This window comes from Mucilaginibacter celer, from assembly GCF_003576455.2.
In the GTDB taxonomy this organism is placed as follows: domain Bacteria; phylum Bacteroidota; class Bacteroidia; order Sphingobacteriales; family Sphingobacteriaceae; genus Mucilaginibacter; species Mucilaginibacter celer.
The window spans coordinates 4,948,780-4,973,995 of the sequence record NZ_CP032869.1; the positions used below are offsets into that span (position 1 = coordinate 4,948,780).

The 25,216-nt window shown below is 43.6% G+C and carries 23 protein-coding genes; 8 read left to right on the forward strand and 15 right to left on the reverse strand.

The genetic code is table 11. From position 1 onward, the window contains the following. Positions 1-3: 3 nt before the first annotated feature. From HYN43_RS20265 to HYN43_RS20315, 11 genes are all read right to left on the reverse strand, one after another. Positions 4-798: a DUF3108 domain-containing protein gene (locus tag HYN43_RS20265; RefSeq protein WP_119411059.1), complete on the reverse strand. Its 795-nt coding sequence runs from the start codon at positions 796-798 to the stop codon at positions 4-6. A 93-nt stretch (positions 799-891) separates the two neighbouring features. Continuing rightward, complete coding sequence (locus tag HYN43_RS20270; protein ID WP_119411060.1) at positions 892-1,407, reverse strand: DUF2480 family protein; 516 nt, start codon at positions 1,405-1,407, stop codon at positions 892-894. Positions 1,408-1,478: 71 nt separating this feature from the next. After that, positions 1,479-3,605, reverse strand: coding sequence for a peptidylprolyl isomerase (locus HYN43_RS20275; protein ID WP_119411061.1), 2,127 nt, complete (start codon positions 3,603-3,605; stop codon positions 1,479-1,481). Positions 3,606-3,700: 95 nt separating this feature from the next. Then, entirely contained in the window at positions 3,701-4,282 is a 582-nt protein-coding gene (lptC, locus tag HYN43_RS20280) for an LPS export ABC transporter periplasmic protein LptC (RefSeq protein ID WP_119411062.1), read from the reverse strand. Positions 4,283-4,290: 8 nt separating this feature from the next. Next, positions 4,291-5,616 carry a BamG family beta-barrel-assembly machinery protein gene (gene bamG / locus HYN43_RS20285; protein ID WP_119411063.1) on the reverse strand — a complete coding sequence of 442 codons (1,326 nt, stop codon included), beginning with the start codon at positions 5,614-5,616 and terminating at the stop codon, positions 4,291-4,293. Further along, positions 5,609-6,352, reverse strand: a complete 744-nt coding sequence (locus tag HYN43_RS20290) for a type III pantothenate kinase (RefSeq protein ID WP_119411064.1) — start codon at positions 6,350-6,352, stop codon at positions 5,609-5,611. Before HYN43_RS20290 ends, bamG begins: the two co-directional genes overlap by 8 nt. Further along, on the reverse strand, positions 6,352-7,044 hold the full coding sequence (purQ, locus tag HYN43_RS20295) for a phosphoribosylformylglycinamidine synthase subunit PurQ (RefSeq protein WP_119411065.1): 693 nt from the start codon (positions 7,042-7,044) through the stop codon (positions 6,352-6,354). The genes HYN43_RS20290 and purQ overlap by 1 nt, the downstream gene beginning before the upstream one ends. A gap of 102 nt (positions 7,045-7,146) precedes the next feature. Then, positions 7,147-8,133 (reverse strand): DUF6427 family protein, encoded by a 987-nt coding sequence (locus HYN43_RS20300; protein WP_119411066.1) that lies wholly within the window; start codon positions 8,131-8,133, stop codon positions 7,147-7,149. 152 nt (positions 8,134-8,285) lie between these two features. Next, positions 8,286-9,281, reverse strand: coding sequence for a glycosyltransferase family protein (locus HYN43_RS20305; RefSeq protein WP_119411067.1), 996 nt, complete (start codon positions 9,279-9,281; stop codon positions 8,286-8,288). Between the two features lie 119 nt (positions 9,282-9,400). Then, a complete protein-coding gene (locus tag HYN43_RS20310; RefSeq protein ID WP_119411068.1) occupies positions 9,401-10,255 on the reverse strand; it encodes a UDP-2,3-diacylglucosamine diphosphatase in 855 nt (284 codons plus the stop codon). A 255-nt stretch (positions 10,256-10,510) separates the two neighbouring features. Beyond that, the gene (locus tag HYN43_RS20315; protein WP_119411069.1) at positions 10,511-11,044 is read right to left on the reverse strand and encodes a DinB family protein; all 534 of its coding nucleotides are present in this window, start codon (positions 11,042-11,044) and stop codon (positions 10,511-10,513) included. 62 nt (positions 11,045-11,106) lie between these two features. On the opposite strand from HYN43_RS20315, the gene HYN43_RS20320 reads away from it, so the two are divergent. Then, entirely contained in the window at positions 11,107-11,532 is a 426-nt protein-coding gene (locus HYN43_RS20320; protein ID WP_119411070.1) for a hypothetical protein, read from the forward strand. Here HYN43_RS20320 and HYN43_RS20325 read toward each other — a convergent pair. Next, the gene (locus tag HYN43_RS20325) at positions 11,527-12,255 is read right to left on the reverse strand and encodes a YjjG family noncanonical pyrimidine nucleotidase (protein ID WP_119411071.1); all 729 of its coding nucleotides are present in this window, start codon (positions 12,253-12,255) and stop codon (positions 11,527-11,529) included. The genes HYN43_RS20320 and HYN43_RS20325 overlap by 6 nt on opposite strands. Positions 12,256-12,388: 133 nt before the next feature. Then, the gene (gene upp, locus HYN43_RS20330; protein ID WP_119411309.1) at positions 12,389-13,033 is read right to left on the reverse strand and encodes a uracil phosphoribosyltransferase; all 645 of its coding nucleotides are present in this window, start codon (positions 13,031-13,033) and stop codon (positions 12,389-12,391) included. A 131-nt stretch (positions 13,034-13,164) separates the two neighbouring features. On the opposite strand from upp, the gene HYN43_RS20335 reads away from it, so the two are divergent. The 6 genes from HYN43_RS20335 to HYN43_RS20360 all read left to right on the forward strand — a co-directional run bounded on the left by HYN43_RS20335 (position 13,165) and on the right by HYN43_RS20360 (position 19,608). Then, a complete protein-coding gene (locus tag HYN43_RS20335; protein ID WP_119411072.1) occupies positions 13,165-13,662 on the forward strand; it encodes a GNAT family N-acetyltransferase in 498 nt (165 codons plus the stop codon). Positions 13,663-13,672: 10 nt separating this feature from the next. Then, on the forward strand, positions 13,673-14,152 hold the full coding sequence (locus HYN43_RS20340; RefSeq protein ID WP_119411073.1) for a MarR family winged helix-turn-helix transcriptional regulator: 480 nt from the start codon (positions 13,673-13,675) through the stop codon (positions 14,150-14,152). Between the two features lie 145 nt (positions 14,153-14,297). Beyond that, the gene (gene uvrB, locus HYN43_RS20345; protein WP_119411074.1) at positions 14,298-16,322 is read left to right on the forward strand and encodes an excinuclease ABC subunit UvrB; all 2,025 of its coding nucleotides are present in this window, start codon (positions 14,298-14,300) and stop codon (positions 16,320-16,322) included. Between the two features lie 162 nt (positions 16,323-16,484). Then, on the forward strand, positions 16,485-16,739 hold the full coding sequence (locus HYN43_RS20350) for a DUF4834 family protein (RefSeq protein WP_119411075.1): 255 nt from the start codon (positions 16,485-16,487) through the stop codon (positions 16,737-16,739). Between the two features lie 14 nt (positions 16,740-16,753). After that, positions 16,754-17,047, forward strand: coding sequence for a hypothetical protein (locus HYN43_RS20355; protein WP_119411076.1), 294 nt, complete (start codon positions 16,754-16,756; stop codon positions 17,045-17,047). Between the two features lie 83 nt (positions 17,048-17,130). Next, the gene (locus HYN43_RS20360; protein ID WP_119411077.1) at positions 17,131-19,608 is read left to right on the forward strand and encodes a glycosyltransferase family protein; all 2,478 of its coding nucleotides are present in this window, start codon (positions 17,131-17,133) and stop codon (positions 19,606-19,608) included. A gap of 257 nt (positions 19,609-19,865) precedes the next feature. On the opposite strand, the gene HYN43_RS20365 is transcribed toward HYN43_RS20360, so the two are convergent. Together HYN43_RS20365 and HYN43_RS20370 are read right to left on the reverse strand one after the other, a co-directional pair. After that, positions 19,866-20,618, reverse strand: coding sequence for a glycosyltransferase family 2 protein (locus tag HYN43_RS20365; RefSeq protein ID WP_119411078.1), 753 nt, complete (start codon positions 20,616-20,618; stop codon positions 19,866-19,868). Then, the gene (locus tag HYN43_RS20370; protein WP_119411079.1) at positions 20,611-21,894 is read right to left on the reverse strand and encodes a glycosyltransferase family 4 protein; all 1,284 of its coding nucleotides are present in this window, start codon (positions 21,892-21,894) and stop codon (positions 20,611-20,613) included. Before HYN43_RS20370 ends, HYN43_RS20365 begins: the two co-directional genes overlap by 8 nt. Before the next feature lie 37 nt (positions 21,895-21,931). Between HYN43_RS20370 and HYN43_RS20375 the strand changes: the two genes are divergently transcribed. Beyond that, positions 21,932-25,120: a S41 family peptidase gene (locus HYN43_RS20375; RefSeq protein ID WP_119411080.1), complete on the forward strand. Its 3,189-nt coding sequence runs from the start codon at positions 21,932-21,934 to the stop codon at positions 25,118-25,120. Positions 25,121-25,216: the final 96 nt, after the last annotated feature.

Consider the following 25,216-nt stretch of genomic DNA (forward strand, 5'->3'; position numbering starts at 1 on the left):
AAATCAATCTTTAATAGGATTTAAGGGGTACTTAAGCCCCGTAGCCGATTTTAGCTCCATTGATACACTGCCTATCAGCACTTCAACGTGGGCTTTAATCGGGATCCTGTTTTTATCATTAGTTACCCAAAGGTACAATTTACTGTTTTTCCGAAAAATACGTCCCGGGATAATAGCGGGGCTAAATTTAAGACAATTAAACTTGCCCAGCGAGCACTCAACCGTTTCGGTGCCAACATAAGTAATCTGCATGTTATGAAAGCTATCCTCCAAAAAATATTGCAGATCAAAAGTATCGCCCTGTTTCAGTTTTGAAACATCAATAGCCCGTGCAAAATAGTAGGCCGATACAAAATCGAAGGCTTCACCCTTATAGGTGTAACTGCCTTTATTGGCTGTTACTTTTTTATTCTTTTGATCGAAGGTAACGTTATCGGTATGCCTGTATTTGCCCTCGCGCCTGTTTTCGGTATAAAAATACGGCATCAGCGTGTTCTGATCAACGTACGATTCGTAGCGGTTACGCACCTTGTAAAACAGATCGAACGATCCGGCAGTTTTACCTTCGGCAACCAGGTGAAATGCCGGTTGATCGCCAAATTTTTTATCGCTGGCTTCTACCTTGATAGTGGCTTCGGCGGCGGTAAAAATGCCGTATTTCATTTTATAGTCCAGTTGCTCGCCAACCTTAAATATCGATTCATTGATCTTTTTCAGCTCCTGGCCAAACGCCCCCGAATAAAAGGCAACAATAAGTAACCCGGTAAAAGCGTATTTATTTTTCAGCAGTTTCTTCATTTATTAATAGCCCCAATTTACAGGCTTGTGATATGACAACTGCTATTATAAATGGTTTAAACTGATTTTTATTGCCCCCGGCTACGTAAATACTTAATCCTTACGCTTATAGATAGGCACAGTAGAGCACGGTTCGCCAAACATCAGGCTTTTCACCACCGCACTTAACCGTTTGGTAAGCTCAACATAAGCCGATGTTGGCACTTCGGTATCGCCACAACCTTTCAGTACAATACGCTGTCCGCGGTATTGCTCAAAATCGGCTTTAGCTATTTCCTTTTCAAACAATACGGTTTCCAGTACATCCTTATCACCAAAAACAATTTCTCGGGCATAGGGTGCCATACGGTTAGCCAGCAGCATATAGGCCCAGGCGGGTACAATGGCATCTGCTGTACAGGTAATACCTACATTTTTACCTTCATATTGCGCCCAATCATGCTCTTTAACAAAATCCCTGAAATCTTTTTCTTTCAGGATGAGGCCATGAAACAGGTTATCTTTTATATCGTATATCATGCGGTCGCCGGCGGGATAAAAATCTGCCGGATCTAAAGTTACCAGACCGCTTTGGGCTACCTTATTGATGATGTTTTCCTGGATTTCCATATCGCTATAAAACAAAAAATCCGGGAATGGCTGAATACCACTCCCGGATGCAAATTTACTGTAAATTTTATTTAGAAAAATTTAGCGCGGTTATCTTTTACAATAGCATTATCTTTTAATGCATCAAACAACACGCTTTGCGAACGCTGCAGCATGGTTTGCGCTATTTGTTCTTTCTGTTTGATAACGTTTGTAATTGCCGGCGGGTTGGTGAAACCGTCAACAACAAACACGTAAACGCCCTGGGTACCATCAACAGGTTTTGATACTTTGCTGACAGGCGAACCAAAAACAGAACCGATAACTTTATACTCTGCCGAAAGGCCCGGGATAATCGGGTTAGCAAATACCACGTTTTCAACCGGAACAACTTTGCCGCCTACTTTTTGAGCAATTTGCTCGATAGAGCCGCCTGCAGCAGCGTCAAATTTTGCTTTTAATTGCTTTGCTTTTACCTCGGCACGAACAGCAGGCTCAATTTGTTTCTTGATAGCCTCTAATGGCAGGATGCCTTTAGGTTTGATAGCTGTAAGGCGGGCTACGATATACTGATCGCCAACCTGGTATACTTTATCGCTGATATCGCCTACTTCGGCTTTATAAGCCCATCTAACTATTTCACGGGCATTATCTAAACCTGGCAAACCAGATGCAATAGCAGTTACGTCTTCGGCGGTGCGTGGTTTTAAGCCCTCTTTTTTAGCTTCAGCTTCAAAGTTATCAGGAGTTAAAGATGCCAGGAATTTTTGGCCGTTGCTGTATGCAATGGTTTGGGTTTTGCTGCTGGCAGTTAATGGTTTATCAACTACACCAACTTTAACCAGTTTTACAGATCCTTTTTGATCTTCAATTTTTATAACATGGTAGCCAAACTGCGATTTAGCAACAATAACTGAACCTTTGGCTGCTTTGAATGCTGCGTTATAGTATTCCGGAACTAACGCACCTTGTCCGCCGCCCATAACACCATTAGCATCAAACGAAGGGATATCGCCTCCTTTAGCAGCACTGCCTTTATCAGCAGAAAAAGTAGTAGCCAGTTCAGCAAATGATTTACCGCCGTCAATCAGTTTTTTAATCGAATCGGCCTTGGCTTTAGCTTTTGCATCATTACCGCCTGTTGATGCCAGATCAATCAGGATATGTTTAGTTTTAACCGAATCGAAAGTGGTTTTCACATCAACCAGTTTAGCTACTTTATAGTTACCATTTTCAAGGTACGGACCATACACAAAGCCTTTAGCCGCGTTAAACATGGTTGTATCCAATTTAGGCGAAAGAGTGCCTTTACGTTGAAATGCTAACGGAGCCTTGGTTTCGGCATTGATCTGCACAAAAAGCGAATCGTTGGTTGATGCTTTAAAATCGGCAGCCAGTTTTTCAACCTGCTGCATTGCGGCAACCGAATCTTCTTTTGAAGGGGCTGCATTAAAGCTCACGTATTCAAAGTTTCTTGAATCCTGCGGGTTTTTAAACTGATTTTTATGCTCGTCGTAGTAAGCGCTGTAATCACCATCAGTTAAAGTAACTTTATCATCAGGGATTGAAGCGTAATCAAGCATGGTATATTTAAATTTAACCAGTTTGTTTTTTGCTTCGTAATCATCAGTTGCCTCAAGCGAGTTTACATACAGGCCGTTGGTAACCAGGGTTACGTATTTGGTGGCTTTTTTTGCTTCAATCAGGTCGATAACAAAATCGCCCCAGGCTTTGGTTGGCTCGGCACCTGCTTTACCCGATTGGATAGCAGCTTTAAACTGATCGTAACGCGCACGATCAAACTGGCCGGTTTGCGGATCAGAGAACTGGCGAACGATTTGCGGATCGGGATTGTTATCACCAATCATTACGTTCATCTCGTCATCGCCAACAACAAGGCCAACTTTTTCAATCTCTTTAGTTAACAGCAATTGGCTTAAAACCTGGTTCCAGGTAGTTTCCTGCAAATAACTTGTTATTTGCGGCGACATGCTTTGACCCTGCTGCTTAAACTGTTGCGAAGCCTGTTCAAGCTTTGCATTAAATTTGTCGTAGGGCACTTTTTCGCCATTTACAACGGCAAGCTCGTTACTATCGTCCCTGAAAAAGGAACCGCCCGATCTTACAACTTCGCTCACAATAAACGCAAGCAGCGCGAAACCAATAAAGAATGCGAGGATCTTCCCCATTCTTTCGCGCAAAAAACCCATTATACCCATATTACATTTATAATTATTCTATTCTTCTAAAAGAGGGCGCAAGATACAATTTTTACTAAAATTCTATAACACAAAATTTTCCTGAAAAAAAGTCATTATTGTGTAGCTTTTTCATCTACGTGGATAATACCGGTGGCCTGTTGAAAGGTTGGGGTTAACAGCTTATCATCGCTTTCAAAGCTATCGCCGTTCATTACATTGCCGCCGCTAAGCAGGGCCTGCACCGGCTTTTTGGAGTAAACACGCTTGGTTACCTGATCCCAGAATAACTCGGCCGATTTGAAGGTTTCGTTTTTGGTATTGGTGGCTACCACATGGCCATGAAATTCTATCAGTTTTTCCTGCTCGCGCTGGATGCCGGTATCGGCCACGATACTGCCAGATTGCTGCCCGGTCTCCTTATCAAAGTAAACTATGTTTACGCCTTTGGGCATTATTTTATAAGGTTTTTTAATGGTTTGATATTCAACCATCAGCGGGGCTGTTAAATGAATTTCAACCCGGGCACTGTCGCTCATAATCAAATCAAGCCCTACGGTTTTCTGCGCAACAGTATCAATCTGGTTGGCTGAAATTTCTCTTACTTTTTTCAGATCGTTTTCGCATGCCGATAACACTGCTATTAAAGGTAGCAGCAACAGGCCAAAGGCCCGTGTAAGTGCGGCAGGGTTAGGCATAAAAAATGTTAGTCGAATTTATATTTGGTGAACCACTTATCGTTAAGGGTAAAGCCAAGGTGTATGTTTACATAGTTCTCTTTAACCAAACCGTTAACCAAACTACCGCGCTGGCCAATCTCGGCAGCTATGTTAATTTTATAAAAGCTGGTACCATTGTTTGAACGTAAAGGTAAACCTACACCAAAAGTACCGGCATACCTTTTAATGGTAGTACCATTAACGCGCATATAGGTTTGATCATATATGGCACCTATGCGGTAATCAACCGTAGCCAGGTAGTTGCGCAGGGTTGCTATGTTAGGGGTGTATGAAGCACCTATATTAAAAGTTTTGCTATCCTGTAAACCCTGCGGCTCGCCGGCAATTGAAAGCTGCGACCATTTACCCATCGAGTAATCGGCACCTACCAAAAACTTGCCTTCATTTTGAAATGAGATCCCAAACCTGTTGATAAGCGGTAATTTAAGTTTTGATTTTGGCCCGGTTGTGCTCACAACGCTATCGGCAGCTATATCCTGGTTACCGTTAACATCATTAAAATATGAGCTTACGATAAAGCTGCTTTGCGTATGGAGTTGTGTACCTAACGAACCTGAATAGCCCAAAACAAGGTGCTTAGTATCCGAAAAATCGATAGAGTATTGTGCACCGTAATCATAATTTAAGCCGCCTATGGCATTGCTTGTTTCAATTTTGGTGTTGATGGCACCGGGAAGATCCGGGATTTCGGTGGTTTTAAGATCTTTAATGTTACCGAATATGTAGGATACGTTTGCACCCAATAATAAATGCTTGCCTAAACCAAAGCCGTAACCTAAATAAGCTTTTGATAAGCTGCCATCCCCGCTGTAGTTATAATTAACCACACTGGTATCGGCCGGCGAACCTGAGTTACCCAGTTTACTTACCGATCTTTTATAATTATAACCGCGTTCGCTGTATGGTAACAAACCAAAGCTTAAAGCCGAGCGCTTTGAGGTTGGGATAGCAAATGCTATGTGATTAAGCCTGAAATTGTTATTTTTTTGACTTACAGCCCCTGTTTGAGATAATTTTAAAAAGTTACCATATAACCCAACATCAATAGTGGTTAAGTTAACAGCCCCGTACGATGCAGGGTTTACAACATTGATATTGTTAAAAAGGCCTATCCTGTTGGTAGCTACGCTTATACCCCCCATACCAATATTTTGCCCCATCAATTGCGGATCGATATCGCCGATACCGTAGCGTGAATATGGTGAGCTTGAGGTTGCCGTTGATTGCGCCTGGGCCGAAAAAGCGGCAGCAGCCAATAAAAGAGTTATAAAAAACCGGGTATATTTAATCATTATGCTTTTGTATAGCTGCGTTTAATCCTTTTAAAACCAAATATGGTTCAATTTTTATATAGGGCGCAAAGATGCTATTTTTCAATAGAGTATCAAAAAAATTGCTGTCTCCGCCGCTTAGTATAATATTCAGTTGCCGGCCCTCGGTTTTATAGCTTTCAATAAAACCTGTAAGCTCATATTTTATTCCGTTTTGTATGCCCGATTGTATGGCCGTTGTGGTATCATTACCGTACCCGGCTTTAAAATCGGCATCGGCCTCAATAAGCGGCAAACCCGCGGTGTAATAATTTAAAGCCTTATAACGCATATTTAAGCCCGGCGATATACTGCCGCCGAAATAATTTCCGGCCTCGTCAACACCATCGTAAGTAATGGCCGTTCCGCCGGTTATCACCAAACTGTTTTGGCCGGGATACAGATTGGCAGCGCCTATAACAGCAGCCAGCCTGTCGGGACCAAGTGTTTGCGGGGTTAAATAATGGTTTTTTATTCCGCTTGTCATTGCAGTATTGAAATGCACCAGCAGAATTTTTGATTCCAGACTGCTTTGCCATGCTTCGCCGCCTTTTTTTACCGATGATATAATGCCCCTTTCCGGCTTATATTTATCAAGTAAGGCATCAAGTAAAGCTGGCTCAACGGCTTCGTATTGGTTAGCCTCAAGTAATTGGTTTTCTTCGAAAACCGCTATTTTAATGAGGGTGTTACCGATATCGATAACCAGGCAGGTCATTACGCCTTAACTATTGATAATATCGACTCGAAAATTGCCAAACCATCCTCGTTAGCCAGCAGGCCATCGGCAGCACGCTCAGGGTGCGGCATCAGGCCGAATACGTTGCGGGTTAGGTTGGTAACACCGGCAATATTTTCTAACGAACCGTTAGGGTTGGCATCGGCAGTAATATTTCCTGCTTCATCGCAATACCTGAACATTACCTGGTCGTTATCGTTAAGCGCTTTAATAACATCAGCATCGGCAAAATAATTACCCTCGCCATGTGCAATAGGAATACGCAACGGCTGCTGCGGATCAAGCTGGGCGGTAAGCAATGATTGTGACGTTTGAGGCTTTAAGTAGATATTGCGGCAAATAAATTTGCGGTTGGTGTTATGCAGCAATGCGCCCGGCAATAAACCTGCTTCGGTAAGAATCTGGAAACCATTGCATATGCCCATTACATAGCCGCCTTTGGCCGCAAACTGGATCACTTCCTGCATAATAGGCGAAAAACGGGAAATAGCACCCGAACGCAGGTAATCGCCAAATGAAAATCCGCCGGGTAAAACAACAAAGTCAACACCTTGCAAATCATGGTCTTTATGCCATAACCGCACAACCTGCTGACCCATTACTTTTTCCAATACATAGATGATATCCTCATCGCAATTAGACCCGGGAAATATTACTACTCCAAACTTCATCAGAAATTATTTTTAAAAAGTGGAATGAAACTACCTTAACATAAAAAATAGTTTCACGTTACAAAACTAACATAACCGCCTAAATAAGGACGAATTTAAAAGTTAAAATTTGTTAAACTGGAAGTAAATGATGCTGATAAACAACAGCAAATACAACGTTTCGTAAAACCAGCGCCTGCTTGCGTACAAAAAATAATAGGCAAAAAACACGGCTGCCGGTATCGTACACAACAAAAAATGACTCAGCCTGAATTCGGGGTTGAGGTAAAATGAAAGGGCCGTTATCAGGAAAATAAAAAACAGCAACTGGAAAGTTTTACGGGTTTGGATATAACTTTTAAAGAAATTTTGCTGCAGCTTAAAAAAGCAAAGCACCAAAATAATGATAACCGGGATCAGCAACAGGTAGGTGTACGAGGTGATGCTGATATGATCGGGAAATTTTTTTCCAAGGGGCAGCCAGATGCCTGTAAAGCGCGGCAGCATATCATTTAAATAATAAATAACCGCCAAAAAGAAAAACACGGTAGCATAGCCAAGCACGGCTATCAGCCATTCGCGCCAGTAAAAGGCCCTGAAAATGATGAGCGCTATCCAAATGGATAAAAACAGGTAGATGAAGGGGAAATAAATAAGCGAGCCAACCGCTACAATCAAACCCAGATCATAAACCGTTGATTTGGCATCGTCGCTTTTATAAAGATTGATGAGCTTAAACAGCATCCAGATCAGCAAAAAATTACAGATAAGCGGAGCACTCAGCGTTAAAAACGGCGTAAACAAACCCGAAAGGGTCACGTACATCAGCGCCGGTAAAAAAGTGGGCTTGCCCAGCAGGTTGTGATGATTTATTAACGAATTAATGAGTAATGCCTGTGCAAATACCAGCACAGCAGCCAACACCACATTAAGCGCCGGCGAAAAGGCGTATTCATATTGTACCGGTACCAACAGGCGTGCAAAGGGCTCAACAAATAAAAATTCCAGCTTTTCGGGCACCTGCACCAGGTAGCCTATACGCAAAGCGAACAGCAAAACAGCCAGCCAAAATATATTTAAAGGCGTATAATTTCTGAAAAGATTGATCATAACAAGCGGCTGTAAAATTAGCAGAAAAAATTGTCTGAATCAGAATTTACAGAATAGTAAACATCGTCTGAATCAGAATTTACAGAATTTTAGAATTAACAGAATAGCAAATCCATTAATTCTGAAAATTCTAAAATTCTGTAAATTCTGATTCAGACAATCTTAGCGTACTGCTTCACCATCCTATCCACTATCTGCGCGGTCTCATCCGGAAAATCGACAATGATCTTTTTATCATCATTAATCCAGTTGTTAAGATGAGCAGGGAATTGTTCATCAATCTCTTTTACAACCGGTACACCCAGCTTTGAGGCCGAGAGCGCATTGCATTGTTGTTCGTACTGGCCTTTCATGGGGATCATCATTACCTTTTTTTGCAGAAAAAGCGCTTCGGCCGGGCCTTCAAAACCGCCGCCGGTAAGCAGGCCCTCGCAACTGGCCAGACTTTTATTAAATGCCTCGTTATTTACCGGGAAGATCTCGACATTGCCTGATTGATAGGCCTGTTTTTGCCGTTTTGAAAACACCTGCCATTTAACATCTTTAGCAGTGCTTAAATATTTTAACAGCGTTTTATCATCATAAGCCGGCAGGTAAACGGTATAATGGCCCGTGTTGCTGGTTTCCATGTGCCTTATTTCGCTGCGGATAACTGGGGTATTGATAAAGCTGTCGTAACGTTCAAAATGAAAACCTACGTGGTAGGTAGTTGGCGAATAATTTTTGAGCAGCCATTGTGCAAAAGGATCCTTTTTTTCTGGCCGTGGTGTATTGGGCGATACAAAAGAGCATTGGTGACTTAATGAAACCGATGGTATGCCCCGCAGCTTACAGGCCCAGGCGCTAACTGGCTCAAAATCGTTGATGATCAGATCGTACTGCTTTAGGGGCAGGCTGCGTAAATCGCGCTGAAACTGGCGCAGGTTCATAATTTTCCAGGTAGCCCAGTTATCAACACCGCCATTGGTGCCAAATACAAAACTTACGCCATGAAAGCGGTATTTAAGCGGTTGCGATAAGGAAACTTCGGCTTCGGTACCGCTTACCAGCAAATCAACCTCGCCGTATTGCTGCAGCAGGGGGACAATTTCGCGTGCCCGGCTAATGTGTCCGTTACCTGTTCCCTGGATGCCAAACAGTATCTTCATTAAAAATATAGTTCAAAAAAAGGTGATGCATGAGCGTATCGGCATAAAAACAAAGGGCCGCTACCAACTCAAAAAATTCAAGGGCTTAATTTAGCAAAGAAAATGTTACCGGGAAGTAATTAATCAGGATCCTGTTTAAAACGCTCCAATAAATTTTTCACATCCAGCATGGCATTCAAATCTTCCGAATCGGTTTTATCATCCTCATCAACATCGGTATTAAAATCGTCGGGATGATATTTAAATATCGTCCAGTAGCCATCGTTGTATTCAAGCGCGCTGAGGCTCTCCACCCAATCGCCCGAGTTAAGGTACATTACCGAGCCTGTATTTTGGGTTGAGGTGATCTCCCTGATTTCGGCATGATGGATGTGGCCGCAAATTACGTAGGCGTATTGCTTATCCACAGCCAGGTCGGCCGCGGTTTGTTCAAACTGGTTAATGAATTTCACGGCTTCTTTAAAACGGGCTTTCACTTTTTGCGAAAAACTCATCTTTTGTCTGCCCATGGCAGTAAGCACCCAATTAACTACGCTGTTTATCCAAATCAGCGTATCATAACCAACGGCGCCTAATTTGGCCAGCCATTTGGAGTACTGCATGGTAACGTCAAACACATCGCCATGAAAAATCCAGGCGCGTTTGCCGTCAACCTCCAGCACCAGCTTATCAAGCAGCTGGAAGGTGCCCATATTAAAATCGGTAAACTTGCGCAGCATTTCATCGTGGTTGCCGGTTAAATAATACACCGGTACGCCATCGGTAACAAATTTGAGGATGCGGCGGAGCACCTTGGTATGTTCTTCGGGCCAGTATGATTTACTGAATTGCCAGATATCGATGATATCGCCGTTAAGGATCAGAATTTTGGGTTTAATGCTTTTTAAATACTTAAGCAGTTCTTTTGCGTGACAACCGTAGGTACCAAGGTGTACATCGGATATTACAGCAATATCAACTTCGCGTTTTGCCATTAATTATGAGGGGCTATTTTACAGGCCGGCAGGTTATGCCGGAAAACAACATATTTAAATTAAAACAACGCCGATTACTCGTCGTCCTCATCTTCGTTAACGGTCAACTCATACGGGCTTGCGTAAAAGCAGCCTACCAGGATTAAAAGCCCGATAACTAACAGATATGCGTACTCAAAATTCATTACAAAGATTTTTACAAAGGTCTGAAATATAACATTATGCTACTGTTAAGACTTCATTAAATATAAAAGGTTACTTTGCCTTTGTAAATTTATTTTCGATACGCTCCAACTGGTTTAAATGATGCTGCAAATGCACCCTGATAAACTTAAACCATTGCCTGGCGTTAAGCATTCCCAAACGGGGGTGTTTGTATTTATTGATGGGAAGCGATGCCTTGATAAGCGGCATTGTGGTATCCATCCGGCGGCGGCATTTGATAATGAGGTTTTTGGCATCTTCCTTACTGATCTTGTTTACAGCTACCTTAGCATTCACTTCGGCGGGTACTTTAACTTTCGCCGGCGGCAAAGCGCCAAAAAACATTACAAAACGACCGGCCAAAGTCAAGCCTTTTTTGTTTGGTTCGCAATTGCCGTGTGTACAACGCTCCAATGCTATAGATGAGCCCAGGGTTGCCTGCATAATATGGCTGTAAACCTCGGCGTAGCTCCAGCTGCCGTCGGCCGGGGTTATATCAAACTGTTCGTCGGGGATCAGATCTAACCAGCGGCGGTATTCGTCGAGGGCAGCATCGATGGCTTTTCGTTCTTTGGCGATGTTCATATAAAGTAAAGTTAACGCTTTTACGCATTTGCTATAACGCACGATATAGCTATATTAGTTTTATGCGTATCGAACCATATAAATCGGTTGGTGAATTATTGTTTAGTGATAGCAGACAAACCATCAGGAAAAAACTCAATGTGCGTTTTGAAGCCGGCGTAAAAAGCTTTGGAAAGATTTCGGAACGTTATGACTATTTTATTGATCTTGGCCTAACTGTTTTTTACGACAAAAACGACGGGGTAAATGCTTTTGATTTTTTTGAGGGCGATATTTTTTTTCATGACATTAATCTCCTAAAAACGCCCTTCAATAAACTTATACAATTATTTACCGATTTAGATTTGGATGTTGTTATTTCTTACGCCGAGATAACGTCGTACAAATATGGCATTGGCTTTTATACCACTGATGACGTAAATGATCCGATGGCTATGCCGATAAGAGTATTTATATTTAAAAACGGCTATTATGATATTCTTTTATAACATTACGGTCAACTCTTTTAAATGAGTTATCTGCACCGGCACATCTTCAGGCTTATCGGCATTAAAAGGATTAAAATAAATAGCATCCATACCAAAATTCAAAGCCCCGCGGATATCCGCCTCAATGCTATCCCCTATCATCACACTCTCCTCCTTTAAAGCCCCGGCCAGATCAAGCGCATGCTGAAATATGGCTTTATCGGGTTTATTAACACCCACATCTTCAGAAATGATGATGTGCTGAAAATATTTAGCCAGATCAGAACCGGCAATTTTTGTACGGGTTGAATCTTTAAAACCGTTGGAGATGAGGTGCAGCGTATATTTGGATTGCAGGTACTCCAGCGTTTCGTGCGCGTGTGGGAAAAGGTTGGTTTTGGTAGGGCAAAGTTGCACGTAGGCGTCCTCAAAATCAAGCGGAACCAGATCAGGGTGCAGGCCAAGGTCTGTAAAGGTTGATTTAAAGCGGGCATCGCGAAGTTCATCTTTAGTTATCTCGCCTATATGGTATTGTGCCCAAAGGCGGTGATTATTGCGGGTATAAGTTTCGATAAATAACTCGGCCGAATGTAAGCCAATCTCTTTAAGCTGATGGATCAGGTAAAGTTCGTGCAGTGCCTCCTCGGCATTTTTATCAAAATCCCAGATGGTATGGTCGAGATCGAAGAAGATGTGTTTATATTTTATTTCGGATTTCGGATGTTCGATTTCGGATTTTGACATTTTTTATTTCGGATGTTCGATTTCGGATGTTCGATTTCGGATTTTTATTTACTGATTTAAAAACTGAAGTCCAAAATTAAAAATTCTCAATCACATAAATCCGAAATCGAACATCCGAAATCCGAAATCTCCCTCACGCCTTCTCCCCAAAAGCCAGATCCCCCGCATCACCCAAGCCGGGCACTATATACGCCTTACTGGTCATCTCATCATCAACAGCACAAATCCAAAGTTTCGCTTTAGGCAGATTGGCGCGTACGTGGGCTACACCTTCGGTACTGGCAATAACGGCGGCCACGTGCAGCTCTTTGATATTGTATTGCGCCATCAGTTCTTTACAAACCTGTACAACGCTTTGCCCGGTGGCCAGCATGGTGTCGCACAAAATAAAAACCTGATCATCAAGATTGGGGCTGGAGATATGATCAACCTGGATAACGAAGCTGGCATTGCGTTTCACCTTGCGGTAAGCGGTGATGAAAGCAGAGGATGACCTGTCGAAAAAGTTCAAAAACCCCTGGTGAAACGGCAGCCCTGCCCTTAAAACAACGCCTATTACCGGCTCATCGGCAGGCATATTAATGCTTGCCGTGCCCAGTGGAGTAGCAATTTCTTTGGTTTCGTATTGTAGTGTTTTGCTTAACTCGTAAGCCAGTATACCACCCAGTTTTTCCTGGTTGCGCTTAAAACGCGCCTTATCCTGCTGTATAACGGCATCGCGCAGCTCGGCCAAAAACTGGTTGGCTATGGTATCGGTTTTATTGAGAACGAAAATCATGTTTAAAATTAAATGTTTTTTAAGCAATAGCATCACTATTTGTTGATTAAATGTCATACTGTTATTGCCACGAAAACAGGATTTGGAATATATGTAGTTAACTACGTAGATTTGTACATAAATATTGAAACATGAATACGTTACCCGTAATAACCGAGCTCAATAACAGCTATTGCAACCAGATCATCGATATAATTTTACCCATTCAGCAAATTGAGTTTAATGTACCCGTTACCCTCGAAGGCCAGCCTGATTTGCTGGATATCGAAACAAATTATCACCAAACCGGCGGCAATTTTTGGGGAGCAACATACAACAAACAGCTTGTGGGTACTATCGCACTTATTGGCATAAGCGATAATGCAGGAGCACTACGCAAAATGTTTGTACGTAAAGAGTATCGTGGCAAGGAGCTGGGCATTGCGCAGTTATTGCTCGATAACCTAATTGATTACTGCCGGCAAAATAATATCAATGCTATTTACTTAGGTACGGTTGAAGTATTGAAAGCAGCCCATCGTTTTTACGAAAAAAATGGTTTTACGCGAATTGAAAAACAGCATTTGCCGCAATCATTCCCGTTAATGCCGGCAGATAATATTTTTTATGAACTACATTTGAGCAACTAAAAGCGGCATAATGAATGTTATTGATGAATCGGGAATTTTGGCAATTTCGACAAGGCTTCAGCGCCTTGCCGAGCAGTTGCGCAAGGATGGCGTACTGATATACAAGGCCAACAATATTGAGTTTGAACCCAAATGGTTCCCGGTTATTTATACGCTGCATTTTAAGCCGGTTTTAAGCGTTGTTGAAATTGCCGCCGAGATTGGTTACACCCACCCATCAACCATAAGCCTGCTAAAAGAACTGGAGAAGGAAAAGCTGATCCGGTCAAAAAAAGATAAGACCGACGAGCGTAAGCGCCTGATCATGCTAACCACAAAGGGGCAGGAACTTATTGAGCGCATGAAACCCGTTTGGGGAATTATGAAGGCTGCTGCAGCCGAACTTACCGATACGCAAAACAACCTGATGAAAGCCATTACCGAAGCCGAAGAGAAAATAAAACAGCAAAGCTTTTTTGACCGCGCCCAACGGATAAAAACCGAAATATAATTTAAGAACGTAAAGCGTTCTTCGCCCTGTTTTACTTCAACCTGAAATAAGGGCACAACAATACTGACATACAGTTGTCATTACCATGTACTTATTTTGCCCAACAAACCCTATTGGCAGATAATTTGTATTTTTACATAACAACATGGATTTTAAATTAACATCACAATATAAACCCACCGGCGATCAGCCCGAGGCTATCCGCCAGCTGGTTGAAGGTGTAAACAACGGCGATCCGTATCAAACCCTGTTGGGCGTTACCGGATCGGGAAAAACTTTTACGGTTGCCAATATTATTGAGCAAACGCAAAAGCCTACATTGATATTAAGCCACAACAAAACACTTGCGGCGCAGCTTTATGGCGAGTTTAAGCAGTTTTTCCCCGAGAATGCGGTAAACTACTTTGTATCGTATTACGATTACTATCAGCCCGAGGCATTTATCCCTACTACCAATACTTACATTGAAAAAGACCTGCAGATAAATGAGGAAATTGAAAAACTGCGTCTCCGCACTACCTCGTCACTCATGTCGGGCAGGCGGGATGTGATCGTGGTATCATCCATATCCTGCATTTACGGTATGGGTAACCCGGACGATTTTGCCGATTCCGTTTTCAAGTTTGCTGTAGGGACGCGCATCAGCCGCAATGCTTTTTTACATAGATTGGTTGAGATTTTATATGCCCGTACCACGGCCGATTTTAAGCGCGGTACTTTCAGGGTAAAAGGAGATACGGTGGATATTTTCCCGGCCTACCTGGATTATGCCTATCGCATTTCTTTTTTTGGCGATGATATTGAAGAGCTCAGCACTTTTGACATCGGCACCGGCAAAACCCTCGAAAAAATGACACACATGGTGGTTTACCCCGCCAACCTGTATGTGGCCCCGCGCGAGCGTTTCCTGCAATCCATCTGGGCCATACAGGAAGAGCTGGAAACCCGCAAAAAACAATTTATTGATGACGGCCGGTTTTTAGAAGCCAAGCGACTGGAAGAAAGGGTTAATTACGACCTGGAGATGATCCGCGAGCTGGGCTACTGCTCGGGAATTGAGAACTACTCCCGCTTTTTTGACGGCCGTAAGCCCGGCGCGCGACCATTCTGTTTGTTGGATTATTTCCCCCAGGATTACCTGATGGTGATTGACGAAAGCCACGTAACCGTACCGCAGATCAGGGCGATGTATGGAGGCGACCGTTCGCGCAAAATTTCGCTGGTTGATTATGGTTTCAGGTTGCCTGCCGCGCTGGATAACCGCCCGCTCAATTTCCAGGAGTTTGAAAACCTGGCACCGCAAACCATTTATGTGAGCGCCACTCCCGGCGATTTTGAATTGGAAAAATCGGGTGGTGTGGTGGTTGAGCAAGTGATCAGGCCGACAGGTTTGCTCGATCCGGTTATTGATGTGCGCCCGGTAATAAACCAGGTGGATGATTTGCTTGAAGAGGTTGACAAAACCATTAAACAAGGCGATCGGGTACTGGTAACCACCCTCACCAAACGCATGGCCGAAGAACTGGCCAAATACATGGACAGGCTGGGCATTAAGTGCCGCTATATCCACTCGGAAGTTAAAACCCTGCAACGTGTGGAGATCTTGCGAGGCTTGCGCCTTGGCGAGTTTGATGTGTTAATTGGTATCAACCTGTTGCGTGAGGGTTTGGATTTACCCGAAGTTTCGTTGGTTGCAATTTTGGATGCCGATAAGGAAGGTTTCCTGAGGTCGGAGCGTTCGCTGATCCAGACTATTGGTCGCGCGGCCCGTAATGATCGTGGCCGGGTAATTATGTATGCCGATACTATTACCGATTCGATGCAGATAACGATGGACGAAACCAACCGGCGCCGCGAAATTCAGATTGCTTATAACACCGAACATGGCATTACGCCGCTCACAGTAGGCAAATCGCGCGAGGAAATTATGGAGCAAACATCGGTGGTTGATTTTAAAGGCGGCGTACAGCAGGCTTACGTTGAAATGGATACCGTTACCCTCGCCGCCGATCCAATTGTACAATACATGACCAAGGCCGACCTGAAAAAATCGATAGAAAACACCAAAAAAGAAATGCTTGCCGCCGCCAAGAATATGGATTTCCTACTGGCCGCCAAGTTACGTGATGAGATGTTTGCTTTGGAGAAGACTATGGAGGAGAAATTTTAGATTTTTTGATGTGCAGATTTCAGATGTGCAGATGATTTGAACCTTGATTTTTCAATCATCTGCACATTTGCACATCAAAAATCCGCACATCTACACTCAAAATCATAATCAAACAAAATATTCGTTATATACTTATATTTGTAAGCTTTAAAATATGACAGCATGATTCTTATTCGTTTTCTCCTCATATCCATTTGTATCCTTTACATCATTCGCAGTTTAGTGCGTCATCTGCTGCCGGTTTTGTTTGAAGGTTTGGTGAACAAGGCACAACAACAATACCAACAACAACAGCAAAACTATAGCCAGGGCCCTAAACCGGATGGTAAACTCCGGATTGATCATGTACCGCAACCTAAAAAAGGCAGCGTGCCCGATAGTGAAGGCGAGTTTGTTGATTATGAAGAAGTAAAATAAACCTATCAGCAAATATGAACACCAACCCGGTATTTAACAGGCGGCATAATCACAACAATACGCCCGCTTCGGTAACCCTTATTATTACCAACTTTATAGTATTTGGCCTGGCTACCCAAATGCTTACGTCGTGCGCCGGGATTAAAAACTTTTTTTGGGTGGTATTGGCTGTGTTGGCCGTTTATAACTACTTCACCATCCGCAAATACCGCGAAGAGTACGAGAAGCCCCAGATTATAGCCTATGTACTGAGCCTTGTGGTAATGCTTGGTCTGTATTTTGTTTTGCGTTACGCGCAGCACTGCTAACATTCCTTAACAAAACTTATAATTCCTATTCTCATTGTATTTTCTATTTTTGGGGAATATATTATCCATTTCAAAAAATTTAAATGAATAACTGGTTCAAGCGTAACGGCATACACTTTGCCATAGCTGCAATTTTTTTAGTGATCTGCTTTATCTATTTAACCCCGGCTTTTCAGGGTAAAACTTTAGGGCAAAACGACGTTACAAGGGCGCAATCAACCCAAAAAGAAATTAACGACTACAAAGCCAAAGATACCACCATCCTCTGGACCAACCAGATTTACGGGGGTATGCCTACCTACCAGGTTTGGGCACCTTATAAGGCAAACTTAACCAGCCATATTGTTAATGCTATTAACCTAACTTTTCCGGCACCCGTAGGCACGGTATTACTGTTTTTACTGGGTACTTACTTTTTATTTATTGTATTAAAAGTTAACCCATGGCTGGCAGCTGCCGGCGCGGTGGCGTTCACTTTTTCAACATATAATATCATCCTGCTGGTGGCGGGGCACTCCAACCAGGCCTTCGCAATCGCCTTTTTCGGGCCCATATTGGCCGGCATTATCTTAACCCTGCGCGGCAGGCACTTATTAGGCTTTTCGGTTACCGCCTTGTTTCTGGCGATGGAAATCAGGGCCAACCACGTACAGATGACCTATTACCTGATGCTGGCTTTATTAATTATGCTGGGTATCGAACTGTATCATGCCATCAAAAACAAAACATTAAACACATTTATAAAATCTGTTGGATACATTGCAGCTGCGGTTTTGTTAGCTGTAGCAGTAAACGCCTCTATTTTGTGGAGCACTGCCGATTATGGCAACGAAACCATCCGAGGTAAATCAAACCTTACCCGACAAACTTCAGAGCCCAATAACGGCCTTGCTAAAGATTACGCTTACGAATGGAGCCAGGGCGTAGGCGAATGTATCACCTTCCTCATCCCGAACGCTTACGGCGGCGGCGCACAGGGTTCTGTCGATCCGGATTCGCATGTAATTAAAGCCCTTGGTGCCAGCGGTGCCGACCCTAACCAGGTTACGGAAATTTCGGCAAGGTACCTGCCGCTTTACTGGGGTAACAAGCCATTTACCGAAGGTCCGTTTTATTTCGGCGCTGTAATTTGTTTGCTGTTTGTATGGGGTTTAATGATTGTTAAAAACCGTATTAAATGGTGGTTGCTTGGCGCGGTTGTTTTAACCATGCTGTTATCTTTCGGCCGCAACTGGCCTTACCTTTCCGATTTATTTTTCAACTACTTTCCGCTTTACAATAAGTTCCGCGCGGTTGAATCGATACTGGCGGTTGCAGGCTTCTGTTTCCCTATCCTTGCTGTATTGGCCGTTAACGAGGCGATTATAAGCGAAGACAAGGAAAGTTTGTTTAAAAAACTAAAGATCGCTTTTTATATTACCGGTGGTATCACACTTATTGTAGCTGTAGTTCCTTCGTTGCTGTTATCATTCAGTGTTAGCGAACAAACTGCCGGCGTTATCAGTCAGATAAGCCAGGCACTTAAAGCCGATGGCCAAGCCATCACCAGCGGCTTAAGGGCCGACAGAGAATCGGTAGCACAGGCCGATGCAGTACGTTCGCTTATCTTTATAGCCATAGCGTTTGGATTAGGCTGGGCATTCCTTAAAAAGAAGATCAACCCTACCATGCTGTCCTTAGGTATTTTAGCCCTGGTTTTGGTTGACTTTTGGATGATTGACAAGCGTTACCTGAACACCGACAGCTTTACGCCAAAACAAAGTAACCAGGCACCCGAGCCGCGCGAGGTTGACCAGTTCATCATGAAGGATAAAGATCCGGACTTCCGCGTATTTGACGTTACCCAATCACCTAAGGGCGATGGTTTTACACCGTTCTTTTATAAATCTTTCGGCGGATACTCGGCCGCAAGGTTAAAACGCTGGGAAGAACTGGTAGATAACCAACTAAGCAAAGCTGTTAACCAGGATGTGCTGGATATGATGAACGTAAAATATGTGATCTCGGCCGATCCTAAAACCCAAAACCTGGGCATGCAGGTAAACCAAACCGCCTGCGGCCATGCGTGGTTTGTAAAAAGCATTAAATATGCCGACAACGCCGACCAGGAGATGCAAGCAATCAGCAGCTTCTCGCCAAAAGATGAGGCTATAGTTGATAAGCAATACAAAAACGTTATTGACGAGAAACAATTTGCCGGTACCGATCCGAACGGTAAAATCGAGTTAACAAGCTATTCGCCCGATCATATGATCTACCAAAGCGGATCAACCTCGGCGCAGGTAGCGGTATTTTCAGAAGTATACTACAACAAAGGCTGGAAAATGCTGATTGATGGTGTAGAGAAACCGTACTTCCGTGCCGATTACCTGCTACGTGCCGCGCAGATTCCGGTAGGTAACCACAAAATTGAGTTCATTTTCCACCCGGCTTCCTACTACACCGGCGAAAATATCTCGTTAGCCGGTTCGATACTGCTGGTGCTTGCATTAGGCGGCGCAGCTTATACCGAAAACAAAAAGAAAACTCCGGCGGCAAAGCCGGCGGCTAAAAAAGCTTAAGCTTTATATATTAAAAAGGAAAAGCGATGGGTTTAGGCTCATCGCTTTTTTTATATCCAACAATTCAGTTGACTAAAAACCAATTGTCATTTCGACGAAGAGTGGGAGGGATTTGAGTGTAGCGTGAGGAGAAATCTTATACGTCCTGCTTTAAAGCATGCATAGTGGTTTAGTCGGGCGTACAAGATTTCTCTTTCGCTCCGGCGCTCTTTCCCTCCCCGGCTCTATCGAAATGACATTTTTTATAATAGTTTCGGTTAATCATTCGTCCTTCTATTCTTTAACCAATACCAACCCAAATTAAAGGCGATAACAAAATGATTGAAAACAGTAGGCAATAACCCGTAGTTCCGCTTCATAATATCAAAGCGTTCCATCAAACTCTGGCGGTGCTTTTTCTTCGACATCCCCCCTACCAGGTATTTGGCTACGTAGCGGTTTACGTTAACTATCTTTTTAGCTTTTTTAGCTGCGCGGATAATCCAGTCGATATCTGAACTGAGTGCGTACCTCCTGTCATAAGGCTCGACTAACAAACGCTTCATATAGATAGCCTGGTGACTGATACTCATCCCATATTTAAAACCACGCCAGGTAAACTTTGCCGGGGCTTTATGGCGGCGCTGGCCTAAGCTGGTACCATCGTCGGCTATCATTTCTGTTTCGCCGTAGTAAATATCGGCATCATCTGCCGAGGCAAAAACAGCGGCTACGGTTTCGCTGTCATAAAACTCATCGCCCGAATTCATGAAGATCACATAATCGCCGGTGGCTAAAGCCAAACCTTTGTTCATGGCATCGTAAATGCCTTCATCTTTTTCGCTGATGAGTTTGGCGATGCGATCTTTATATTTTTCAATAATCTGAAAAGTACCATCGTTGGATAAACCATCTACAACAACATACTCAATATTGGTGTAAGTTTGGTTAAGTACCGAAAGCATAGTGCGTTCAATATCGCGCACGTTATTGTACACAATAGTAATCACGCTTAAACGGGGGTTAAACATGAGCACCTCCCTTGTTTAGTAATCGGTTATAAACTTCAATATGCTGTTTGGCAATCACCTCTTCCGAAAAACGCTCCATAATGGTTTGCCTTGCCTGTTGGTTCAGTTTTTCTTTTTCGGGATGTTTGATAATCCACTCCATACCATCGGCAAAACTTTCGGATGAGCGGTAAGCGGCCAGGTAGCCGTTATGCTCATGCTGCACCATATTGGGGATACCTCCTGTTGTAAAAGCGATAACCGGGGTACCGCAACTTAAACTTTCCATCACGGTGTAAGGAAGATTATCCTCCAGTGATGGTATCAAAAAAGCATCGGCCGCGGCATAATGGAGGGCCAGCTTTTCATCGTTATTAATAGTACCTAAAAAACTGGTTTTAAATGGAAAATCGGGCACAGTTTCGGTACCGCGGTTGCCGAATACAACCAGTTCGATTTTATCAGCATCCACACCTAAACGCTGTTTAAGCAGCTCCATACTTTCCAGCAGGTATTGGGTGCCTTTGTGCAGATCTTTGCGCGAGGGCATAAATCCGCTCAAAAAAATAAATTTATTGGTTGGCAGGCCTGCTTGCTTTTTGGCTTTCGTTTTATCAATAGGCTTAAAAATATCCGTTTCGAGTGTGTTGGGAATCTGGCTGATGGCTTTACCCTTCATCAGGCTGCTGGCCTGTACCGATCCCTGCATCCAGGTGCTCGGGGCTACCACTTCAAAATCAAGCTGTTGGTATGCCTTGTTTTTTTGCTGCCAGATGCGGTGTGAAATGTCATCATCGCCGGGATTAATGAGCAGCGGGCAGTTGCCACATTCCTGCTGATAGTTGGTGCAGGTATAACGCACGTGGCAGCCGCCGGTAAAAGCGTTGCTATCATGAAAAGTCCATACCACGGGTTTGCCCAATTTTTTAATTTCGGCAATATGCTTAGGATCCAAAAAACCATGGTTTATCCAGTGCAGGTGAATGATATCGGCAGCCTTAACATCGGGGTGTTTAATAACCGAGCGCCCAAACCAGGTAAAGGAAAAGGGTGTACGGCTATCGGGTTTTAACAACCTTTTGGCCAGTATCCGTTCAAAAATAATAGTTGCTGCTGTGTACGATTTTTGGATGATACCACGGTTAAAAGTTTTGATTTCGGCATTATTACCAAATTTATAATGCACAATAATTTTAGAATCTATATTTTGGCTTATTAATGCCCGGTTAAGGCGCATGCATGCCCTGCCCGCTCCGCCATTACCGTCATAAGTGTTTAAATGCACTACTTTTAACATGGCTCAAAAATACATTTATTCGTAATACTTAAACCAGATGAAAAAACGATACCTCGCGCTGTTTGCAGCCGCTTTTTGGCAAACAGGCGTTAATGCCCAAACCACCACAAGCTATTTCACCTCAAACCCAACCCTTACGCCCGACGGCAAAACAGTAATTTTCAGCTATGAAGGCGACCTTTGGAAGGCAGATATTAACAACCCGTCGGCCACCCGACTAACCGCCATGCAGGGCGAGGAGACCAGTCCGCGGGTATCGCCGGATGGGCAGTGGCTGGCTTTTTCATCCAACCAGTTCGGTAATAACGATGTATACGTGATGCCGCTGGCCGGTGGCGATATCAAGCAGATCACCTACAATGATGCAGGCGATAATGTGGATTCGTGGAGTTGGGATTCAAAATCCATTTATTTTTACTCGGGCCGGTATAATGGGTTCAGCGAGTATAAAGTACCGGCTACGGGCGGTACGCCTGTGCGCTTATTCGGGCATTACTTCAATACCATTCATGGCGTGGTAGAGCATCCGCAAACCGGCGAGTTGTTTTTCAGCAATACCTGGGAAAGCAATTTCTTCTCCAACCGTAAACATTACAAAGGCGCTTATAACCCGGATATCCAATCTTACAATCCCAAAACAAAAGCCTACAAAAAATACACCGACTGGCTGGGCAAAGATTTCTGGACCACCATCGATAAAAAAGGAAACATCTATTTCGTATCCGACGAAGGCAATGAAGAATATAACCTCTACACTTTTATCGACGGAAAGAAAACCGCTTTAACCCAATTCCCAACGTCCATTAAACGCCCGCAGGTAAGTGCCGACGGCAGCAAGGCTGTTTTTGAAAAAGATTACCAGCTGTTTGTGTACGATGTGGCATCCAAACAAACACAAAAACTGAGTTTAAACCTGTTTCGCAATAATGTATTGCCTAAAGAACAGTCATTTGATGTTGGCGGAAAAATTAGCGGGGCTGCGGTTTCGCCCGACGGTAAAAAACTGGCTTTTATATCGCGGGGCGAACTGTTTGTAAGCGACGCGGAAGGTAAATTTATTAAAAAACTGGAACGTAATACCAGCGAGCGTGTTACCGAGGTCGAGTGGATGGCCGACAACAAAACCCTGTTGTTTGGCCAAACATTGGGCGGTTTCCCTAATTGGTACACCATAGCGGCCGATGGTACGGGCCAAGAAAAGCAGCTTACATCTGATAAGGGCAGTGACCGCCAGTTGGATATGAATAAAGACCGCTCAAAAGCTATTTACCTGAGCGGCCGCAACGAACTGAAGTTGATGGATCTGAAAACCCTCACTTCAAAAACAATTGTTACAGATGAGTTTTGGGGCTTTTATAATCCGCAACCAAGATTTTCGCCCAATGGCGAGTATGTGGTATACAATGCTTACCGCAATTTTGAAATGGATGTTTTTGTTTACGAGTTAAAAACCGGCAACATCATTAACCTTACCAACAGCGGCGTTACTGAGGCGGCACCATTTTGGTCGCCGGATGGGAAGTATATTTACTTTACATCGTCGCGCACACAGCCCGAATACCCTTATGGCTCGAAAGACGCGCATGTTTACCGTATGCCGCTTCAAAAATATGACGAACCATTCAGGATGGATAAATTCACTGCTTTGTTTAAAGAAGAGAAAAAAGACGACGATAAAAACAAATCGAAAGAAAAAGAAAAAAAGGCATCCAACAAAAAGAAACCGCTATCTGAGCAGCCTACGCCGAAAGCCCCTGCCGAGATTACGATAGATACCGACGAGTTGATGAAACGCCTGGAGCGGATCAGCCCGGAGTTTGGGCAGGCCCAGGGATCGTACGTTATTCAAAAAGGCGACAAAACGCTGGTTTACTACGCATCGAACCACAGTGAAGGCAAAGGCGCGGTTTACCGCACCACGCTCGAAAACTTTGAGGAGCCAAAAACCGAAAAAGTTGGCGGGGCCGACTTTGGCAACTTCGATATTTTTGGCAACGGCGATAAGTATTTCCTGGTAGCAGGCGGCAATATTTACACTTTGAACATTGATGCGAATAAAGTTGATAAAATAAACATTGACGAAAGTTTTACCCGCAACATGGCCGGTGAGTTTGCGCAGATGTTTGATGAAACCTGGGCCGGTTTGGATGAAAACTACTACGACGGCAACTTTCACGGTGCCGACTGGCAAAAGGTGCATGATACCTACAAGGTTTTTGTGCCCTACATCAACAACCGGTCGGATCTGCGTCTTTTATTGAATGATATGCTGGGCGAACTGAACTCATCGCACCAGGGCTTTTACTCGAACGGGAGCGAAGAAAAGAAAACCCTTTCCTATCGCACCATCGAAACAGGGATAATTTTTGATAACGAAGCGCCATACAAAGTGAGCAGCATAGCCATTCACAGTAATGCCGATAAAGCTGGCGTTGACGTAAAGCCCGGCGACATACTGAAAGCGGTAAACGGCGTAACTGTTGATGAAAAACAGGACCGCAACTACTATTTCACCAAACCGCAGGTTGACAGCGAAATTGAACTCACCTTTAACCGTGCGGGCAAGGAGGTAAAAGTAAAACTTCACCCCGAATCAACCGGCGACCTGGCAGGCAACCTGTACGATGATTGGATAGCAAACAATGCAAAAAGCGTTGCCGAAAAAAGCAAAGGCCGCATAGCATACTCCTACATGAAAAATATGGGTACCGATGCCCTCGAAGGTTTTATGGAAGATATGGTTGACGATGCTTATAAAAAAGACGCGCTCATCCTCGACCTTAGATACAACACCGGCGGCAATGTGCACGATGATGTGTTAAAGTTTTTGTCGCAGAAGCCATACTTACAATGGGCCTACCGCGATGGCAAAAAATCACCGCAACCTAACTTTGCACCGGCAGCAAAACCTATTATTCTTTTGATGAATGAGCAAACCCTGAGCGATGGCGAAATGACCTCGCAAGGTTTTAAACAATTGGGCTTAGGCAAAATAGTAGGCACAGAAACCTACCGTTGGATTATTTTCACCAGCGGCAAAGGCTTGGTTGATGGCTCGTTTTACCGCATCCCGGCATGGGGTTGCTACACGCTTGATGGTAAAGACATTGAGAAAAATGGTGTATCGCCGGATATTTATGTGAACACTAATTTTACCGACAGGTTGGAAAATAAAGACCCGCAATTGGATAGGGCTATTGAGGAGATATTGAAGCAATTGAAGTAAGTAGCAGTTTGCAGTCGCAGTAGCAGTCAGTTTTCAAATAGCAGGTAGCAGTAATTTTATAGTCTTTTCAACTGCTACTGCGACTTCAAAACTGCA